Origin of the sequence: Klebsiella sp. Ech2A (assembly GCF_030078455.1) — a bacterium.
GTDB lineage: Bacteria > Pseudomonadota > Gammaproteobacteria > Enterobacterales > Enterobacteriaceae > Klebsiella > Klebsiella terrigena.
This window is the reverse complement of the sequence record NZ_JAQGFU010000214.1, coordinates 1-6762: the sequence shown is the minus strand read 5'-3', so window position 1 is coordinate 6762 and position 6762 is coordinate 1. Positions and strand designations below refer to the sequence as shown.

The window sequence follows — 6762 nt, the reverse complement described above, 5'->3', positions numbered from 1 at the left end:
CGTGAAAAGGCAGTGATGCGCGGTGCCGAAAGAGATCGGTAGCACCGCCGCTTCTGACGCCTCCACCCCATCGGGTATCAGCCACGTTCGTTCCGCGGGCACGGCCCAAAGCTCCGCATGCGACCCCTGCATGTTAAAAGCGGCGACCCGGTCCCCAACCTTACGGCTACGGACGTTCGCTCCGACCGCAACCACCGCGCCCGCGGCCGCGTAGCCGACGATCCACGAAGGATGAGGCGGCGGCGTTGAACGGCGGTTGATCAGATCCCCCCCTTCAATCGAGATAGCCTCAACAGAAATCAGAACGTCGTCAGGTCCGGCGACCGGATCGGGGATATCGACATATTTCAGGACGCCGGGAGCGCCTTCCGCATCATAAACCGCTGCTTTCACAAGTACTCCTCCGTCTCTCTGACCGTTCGGCGGTCATAACCGCCGCTCGCTGCCGCACGGCTGCGTAATGCTTACGGCAGCCTGGCAATCACTTTAATCTCAAACTGGAATCCGTAAAGCCAGGTCACGCCGATCCCGGTCAACGTGGGATAAGGCGCCTCCCCCCAATATTCTGGCAGGACGCTCCAGATACCGTCGAGGTTCGACTCAGGATCGACGACGAAGAGGGTGACGTCAACCACGTCATCAAACGTGCAGCCCGCCGCCGTGAGAACGGCATTAAGATTATCAAATGCCAGCCTGACCTGCGCTTGTCGATCGGGCTCAGGGGAACCATCCTCGCGGCTACCTACCTGCCCTGAAACGAACAGGAAACCGTTGGATTTGATGGCCGGCGAATAGCGATTGCGCTCATAGAGCGCCTGCCGACCGATGGGAAATACTGCTTCGCGTGCCGTCATGTTTGTACCTTTGCAATGGGGCGAAATCTGCCCGGTGAACATAAAGACACTTTACAGGAGCCGGATCGGGCGGATAAACAGGCGACTTTGTCCATCATTGTTTGTAATATCCAAACAATCGCTGAAAAGAGAGGATAAGGAATGGATCGTTTCGATGCGATGCGCGCCTTTGCTCGCGTGGTGGAGGCCGGTAGCTTCACAAAGGCTGCCCAAACGCTGCATATGAGCAAAACCACGGTGACGCAGCTCATTCAGCAGCTGGAAGCGCGCCTGCGCGTCAGGTTGCTCCATCGCACCACCCGCAGGCTCGGCGTCACTCCCGATGGCGCGGTTTACTACCAACGCGTCATCCGCCTGCTGGCGGACATGGAGGATGCTGAAAACAGCCTGTCCAGCGCGGCGATTACGCCCAGGGGACGGCTACGGGTGGATGTGCCCAGTCCGCTGGCCCGCCTCGTCCTGGTGCCGGCGCTACCGGCTTTCCACGCCCGCTACCCTGATATCCAGTTCGACATGGGCGTGAGCGACCGGGTGGTGGATCTGATCGGCGACAACGTGGATTGCGTCCTGCGCGGGGGCGAAATCAACGATCAGTCACTGAACGCACGCCACGTCGGCGATTTGCCAATCGGCGTGTACGTCGCGCCGAGCTACGTGGAGCGCCTTGGCGCCCCTGCGCACCCGCGGGAGCTGGAAAACAGCGACCATTGCATCGTGGGATTTTTGTCTTCGCGCACCGGCAAGATTGATCCTCTGGTACTGCACAGTGAGAGTGAACGTATTGAAATCACGGGCAGCTATGTACTTGCCGTGGATGATGGCAATGCTTACCTCGAGGCCGGGTTAGCTGGCTTAGGCGTGATTGCGCTGCCAGTCTATATGGCGGCAGCACATCAGGCTGTTGGCGCTTTAATTCCGCTATTTGAACAATGGCGTATCAGCCCCATGCCCCTGCACCTGGCGTTTCCACCGAACCGCCACGTCAACGCCAAACTGCGAGTTTTTATTGACTGGATCGTTGAATTGATGCCGCAGCATGCCCCGTATGCCAGCGATAAGTAACGATATCCAGGCCCTCTGAATCGCTCCTGCACCGGACCCGGTCGCTATGCTACCGAGTCCGAAGGCGGCGATCGGCACGGTACGACCTCTCGTTGGCTTACTCAAGCGCGCTGACTACGTCCGCAAATCTTTTTAGCTCAGGGCGGGTCGCTTTTTTTACGTGAATGGCTTAATGAGACCAAAGCAAAAAGGGGCTACCTTTCGGTAACCCCTTCTTTTATTTGGCGGAAGCGTAGAGATTCGAACTCTAGAACCCTTTCGGGTCGCCGGTTTTCAAGACCGGTGCCTTCAACCGCTCGGCCACGCTTCCGGTATGGGGCGCACTATAAACACCTCTGTTCAGGCTGTAAAGCACGATTTCGTTCAACTGCCTTAAAAACAAACAAAACTGTGTTATTCGTCTGAAAATCAGGCGGTTTGCGCAGAATTTCAGCGCCAGCCGCCCTCCCGGCGCTAATGTTTTTTGATGTACATATCACGGGTAAAGTAATACCCCAGCTTATCCGGCGTAAAACCGCCTACCCACGGCTTCACCAGATGCGTACGGACATAGTGATAAACCGGGACTGCCGGGACATCTTTGCCTAACAGATCCTCTGCCTGCTGATAAAACTTGCCGCGGCTGGTCACGTCCGGCGCTTTGGCCGCATTACGCAACGCTTCATCGTACGCAGGGTTGCTGTACTGGCTGGTATTTTCACTATCGCCGGTGCGGAAGTTATTGAGGAAGGTGGCTGCATCGTCGTAATCGGCAATCCACGCGTAGCGTACCGCATCAAAATTATGCGTATGCATGGTGTCGAGCATCGTTTTCCACTCCTGGTTTTGTAGCTTCGCCTCAACGCCGAGGTTTTTCTTCCACATCGAACTGGCGGCAATGGCCACTCGCTGATGCGATTCAGAAGTGTTGTAGAGCAAATTAAACACCAGCGGATGGCTGTCATTATAACCGGCTTCGCTCAGCAGCTTTTTAGCCTCGGCAATACGCTTGTCGCGCGGCCAGCTGGCATAGTCCGGGTTATGCAGCTTTACGCCGCCAATATCAGGCTGGCTAATTAACCATGCCGGACGCTGCCCCTGCCCCAGGACCTTCTCTGCGATGATGTCTTTATCCAGCGCCATATTCAGCGCCAGCCGCACTCGCGGATCGTTAAACGGCGGCTTAGTGGTATTGAACTCGTAATAGTAAGTCGCCAGCTGCGGGGAGACGTCCAGCTGATCGCCCATGGTTTTTTTCAACTGCGTGAACTGGTTAATCGGCACCGTATAAACGATATCGATTTCTCCCGCCTTATAGCGGTTAACGTCTGCCGCCTCGGAGCTAATAGGTAAATAGGTCACTTTATTGATGACGGTGTCGGCATTATCCCAATAGCGCGGATTGCGCTCGGCCACAATGCGCTCGTTCACCACCCACTGGGACAGCTTATAGGCACCGCTGGTCACCATATGCTCCGGTTTGGTCCACTTCTCGCCGAAGCGATTGACCAGCACTTTATCAACCGGCACCAGAGACGGGTGCGCCAGCATCGGCAGGAACGCCGCGTTAGGCTGGCTTAAGGTGACTTCCAGCGTGGCGTCATCGATAGCCTTCACGCCCAGCGTATCGGGCGTTTTTTTACCCTGCGCGATATCCTGAGCATTCACAATATGCATATTTCCAGGATAGCTGGCATAGGGTGATGCCGTCACCGGGGAAACCAGCCGCTGCCAGCTCCAGACAATATCCTGGGCGGTAATCGCGGTCCCGTCTGACCACGTGACGCCCGGACGCAGGTGGAACGTCCAGACGGTGTTATCTTTGTTCTCCCATTTTGCCGCCAGACGAGGCTGAATCTCGCCTCCCGGAGAGACGCTGACCAGCCCTTCGAAGAGATCGCTGATGATGTTGAATTCAACGTCACTTTCGACTTTATGCGGATCCAGCGATGAAGGCTCGCTGCCGTTATTTCTGACCAGCTCCTGCTTCTCTGCCAGCGCGGTGCCGGCCGGAACCTGTGCAGCGAGAGTCGGCGCCGCTGCGGCGAGTAAACCCACCATCAGTAGCGCCTGCGTGATGTCGTTATATTTTTGTAATTTCATATCCCTTGCCTTTATAGTGCTTCGTTTGTACCCTCTCCACACTTAGCCATAGAATCGCCATAACGCAATATTTTTCAGTGACCTATCAGATTCTGATCTGGTTCCTGACGCCAAACGCACAAACACTCCGCCTTATCGTCATTTATCAGAATAATATGCTGGACAACTGCGCTGAGGTCTAAGTAAAGATGGGTAAAAGCACTATGGCTTCTGGCGTGGTTTTTTTATGCTTCGTTATTAATAACATCTGTCATAAGAGAGTGACTCATGGATCGTATAATTACGTCGTCGCGTGACCGTTCATCGCTGCTCAGCACGCACAAAGTTTTGCGGAATACCTATTTCCTGCTCAGCCTGACGCTGGCATTTTCTGCCATTACGGCAACGGCGAGCACGGTCCTGATGCTGCCGTCTCCCGGGCTGATTCTGACCCTGGTCGGCATGTACGGGCTGATGTTCCTGACCTATAAGCTGGCCGACAAGCCATCGGGCATCCTCGCGGCCTTCGCCTTTACCGGCTTCCTGGGCTATATCCTTGGGCCGATGCTTAACGCCTATCTGTCGGCGGGTATGGGAGATTTGATCGGCCTGGCGCTGGGCGGTACGGCGCTGGTGTTCTTCTGCTGCTCGGCCTATGTACTCACGACCCGCAAAGATATGTCTTTCCTTGGCGGAATGCTGATGGCAGGCGTAGTGGTGGTGCTGATCGGTATGGTGGCGAATATCTTCCTGCAGCTGCCGGCTCTGCATCTGGCAATCAGCGCGGTGTTTATTCTGATTTCATCCGGCGCCATCCTGTTTGAAACCAGCAACATCATCCGCGGCGGTGAAACCAACTATATCCGCGCCACCGTGAGCCTGTACGTATCGCTGTACAACATCTTTGTCAGCCTGCTCAGTATTCTGGGCTTCGCCAGCAAAGACTAATCTCTCTCGCGTTCTTCTCGGGCCCTGCTTATGCGGGGCCTTTTTTTTTGCTAAACTGCCGCCAGTTTTAGCGGTGTGTGAAGAATTATGTTTATCTTTGAAGGCAATGAAATTGCGACCGATAGCGAAGGCTATCTGAAGGATACCACCCTCTGGAGCGAAGCCCTGGCAACCGCCATCGCCGAGCGGGAAGGTATTGTTCTGTCGACTGAACACTGGGAGGTCGTGCGTTTTGTCCGCGACTTTTATCTGGAGTTCAACACCTCCCCGGCCATTCGGATGCTGGTGAAGGCGATGGCAAATAAGTTCGGCGAGGAGAAAGGCAACAGCCGCTATCTCTACCGCCTGTTCCCCAAAGGCCCCGCCAAACAGGCAACGAAAATTGCCGGGCTGCCCAAACCGGTGAAATGCATCTAGTAAAGAATAGAGAACTTTTGCCACTCTCTGGTGGGCTGATGGGGCTCGGTGTGCACCCGGTCGACCCGCGCGCTGCGAGGCCCACCCTCCTTCAGCCAGCTCACCAGCGCCGCCACCTGCTCCGCCTCGCCGCAGGCCAGCACCTCTACGCTGCCGTCGTCAAGATTGCGCGCATAGCCCGTCAATCCTAAGCGTAGCGCCTCCCGCTGCGTCGTGTAGCGAAAGCCAACCCCCTGAACTGAACCATATACCCATGCCATCGTGCAGAGCGTCGCCATGATTGATCTCCTTTATTGCCAATAACTCTATGCTGAGAATAGCAAATTCTGGCTAGCGTACGTGCTTCGGCAACAGGCCATAGTGCTGACGAAAGCGCGCCGTGAAGCGCGAGCCGGACTGATAGCCGCTGTTGAGGGCGATTTCACCTATCGGTAACGAGGTCGATTGTAGCTGGCCGAGGGCATAGGCCATACGCACCTCCTCAACAATCTGGCGAAAACTTTGATCTTCCTGCTGCAGGCGACGGCGCAGCGTCGATTCCCCAAGAAACAGCATCTTCGCCACCCGCGGGACGCTCCAGGCCTGCGCGGGTGACAGCATGATAATTTGCCGCACCTGGCCGCTCAGATTCTGCTGCCGCTCATTGAGCAGCGGCCCGGCGTAGCCCGCCTGATGCAGCGCCAGTAGCAGCCCCATAGCCTGATGATGCTGCAGCTCTGCCGACAGCCCGCTGCGCACCGCCTGCAGGACGTTTTGCCACATAAACAGCAGGTCCGGGGTCGCCGGTGCGCACAGGGAGGTGAGTCGCCCGGGCTGCGGCTCGCTCATATAGCGTGCCTTAAAATCCGCCAGCAGGTCCGGCGTCAGGGAGAGCAGATCGGAGCAAAACAGTCCGTTATCAGGCTGATTTATCACCTCGAGCTCAAGATCGGCGGGCAGAATAATCAGCTGCTGCGGCGTAGCCAGCATCTGGCTAGCGCCCTGAACGATAATTTTGCTGCCACGATTGACCCGGCACAGCGCGGGGGCAAATAGCGTCACGCGATGCAGTTTATACAGCCGCCGGGAGGTGATTTCCGCCGCGGTTAAGGCGTTATGGCGAAAGTTTATATTCTGCATCTGGCCATCCTTACGCGGTTAGCGCCCTGCCCTTGCCGTCAGCTGCGCGCTGGCGATAGCGTGGCTATGCAACATAAATCCAACCAGCGCACCGCTGGCCTGGGCATCGATGGGTAATGTCGGCGTATCAAGCGCCCACACGGTAAAGCGGTAGCGGTGAGGCTTATCGCCGGCGGGCGGACAGGCGCCGCCAAATCCGGCATAGCCGAAATCATTGCGCCCCTGAACCGCTCCGCCCGGCAGTTTAGCGCCGTTTTTATCTCCGGCGCCAGCGGCTAAGCTCGTCACGCTGCTGCTGATA

The 6762-nt window shown here is 56.6% G+C and carries 9 protein-coding genes and 1 tRNA gene; 3 read left to right on the top strand and 7 right to left on the bottom strand.

Features of this window, described 5'->3' with window-relative positions:
* Both PFH44_RS23340 and PFH44_RS23335 read right to left on the bottom strand, forming a co-directional pair.
* Nucleotides 1-393, bottom strand: a 393-nt coding sequence (locus PFH44_RS23340) for a quinone oxidoreductase family protein (protein ID WP_283826302.1), incomplete at its 3' end; no start/stop codon positions are given.
* A gap of 71 nt (nucleotides 394-464) precedes the next feature.
* On the bottom strand, nucleotides 465-854 hold the full coding sequence (locus tag PFH44_RS23335) for a RidA family protein (RefSeq protein ID WP_283826301.1): 390 nt from the start codon (nucleotides 852-854) through the stop codon (nucleotides 465-467).
* Between the two features lie 141 nt (nucleotides 855-995).
* Here PFH44_RS23335 and PFH44_RS23330 point away from each other — a divergent pair, with 141 nt between their 5' ends.
* A complete protein-coding gene (locus PFH44_RS23330) occupies nucleotides 996-1916 on the top strand; it encodes a LysR family transcriptional regulator (protein WP_283826300.1) in 921 nt (306 codons plus the stop codon).
* Between the two features lie 222 nt (nucleotides 1917-2138).
* Here PFH44_RS23330 and PFH44_RS23325 read toward each other — a convergent pair.
* Both PFH44_RS23325 and PFH44_RS23320 read right to left on the bottom strand, forming a co-directional pair.
* Nucleotides 2139-2226, bottom strand: a tRNA-Ser gene (locus PFH44_RS23325).
* Between the two features lie 143 nt (nucleotides 2227-2369).
* Nucleotides 2370-3998: an ABC transporter substrate-binding protein gene (locus PFH44_RS23320; protein ID WP_283826299.1), complete on the bottom strand. Its 1629-nt coding sequence runs from the start codon at nucleotides 3996-3998 to the stop codon at nucleotides 2370-2372.
* Between the two features lie 267 nt (nucleotides 3999-4265).
* Between PFH44_RS23320 and yccA the strand changes: the two genes are divergently transcribed.
* Entirely contained in the window at nucleotides 4266-4925 is a 660-nt protein-coding gene (gene yccA / locus PFH44_RS23315; protein WP_041144843.1) for an FtsH protease modulator YccA, read from the top strand.
* An 87-nt stretch (nucleotides 4926-5012) separates the two neighbouring features.
* The gene (gene tusE / locus PFH44_RS23310; protein ID WP_283826298.1) at nucleotides 5013-5342 is read left to right on the top strand and encodes a sulfurtransferase TusE; all 330 of its coding nucleotides are present in this window, start codon (nucleotides 5013-5015) and stop codon (nucleotides 5340-5342) included.
* On the opposite strand, the gene yccX is transcribed toward tusE, so the two are convergent.
* The 3 genes from yccX to PFH44_RS23295 form a co-directional block, all read right to left on the bottom strand.
* Entirely contained in the window at nucleotides 5339-5620 is a 282-nt protein-coding gene (gene yccX, locus PFH44_RS23305) for an acylphosphatase (protein WP_041144841.1), read from the bottom strand. The genes tusE and yccX overlap by 4 nt on opposite strands.
* Nucleotides 5621-5672: 52 nt before the next feature.
* On the bottom strand, nucleotides 5673-6461 hold the full coding sequence (locus PFH44_RS23300) for a helix-turn-helix transcriptional regulator (RefSeq protein ID WP_283826297.1): 789 nt from the start codon (nucleotides 6459-6461) through the stop codon (nucleotides 5673-5675).
* 18 nt (nucleotides 6462-6479) lie between these two features.
* A partial coding sequence (locus PFH44_RS23295) for a YbhB/YbcL family Raf kinase inhibitor-like protein (protein ID WP_283826296.1) occupies nucleotides 6480-6762 on the bottom strand: 283 nt, incomplete at its 5' end.

Bases quoted from the DNA above. Each gene is read 5' to 3' on its own strand.
- tusE (WP_283826298.1), top strand. From the start codon at position 5,013: ATGTTTATCTTTGAAGGCAATGAAATTGCGACCGATAGCGAAGGCTAT.
- PFH44_RS23320 (WP_283826299.1), bottom strand. From the start codon at position 3,998: ATGAAATTACAAAAATATAACGACATCACGCAGGCGCTACTGATGGTG.
- yccA (WP_041144843.1), top strand. From the start codon at position 4,266: ATGGATCGTATAATTACGTCGTCGCGTGACCGTTCATCGCTGCTCAGC.
- yccX (WP_041144841.1), bottom strand. From the start codon at position 5,620: ATGGCGACGCTCTGCACGATGGCATGGGTATATGGTTCAGTTCAGGGG.
- PFH44_RS23330 (WP_283826300.1), top strand. From the start codon at position 996: ATGGATCGTTTCGATGCGATGCGCGCCTTTGCTCGCGTGGTGGAGGCC.
- PFH44_RS23300 (WP_283826297.1), bottom strand. From the start codon at position 6,461: ATGCAGAATATAAACTTTCGCCATAACGCCTTAACCGCGGCGGAAATC.
- PFH44_RS23335 (WP_283826301.1), bottom strand. From the start codon at position 854: ATGACGGCACGCGAAGCAGTATTTCCCATCGGTCGGCAGGCGCTCTAT.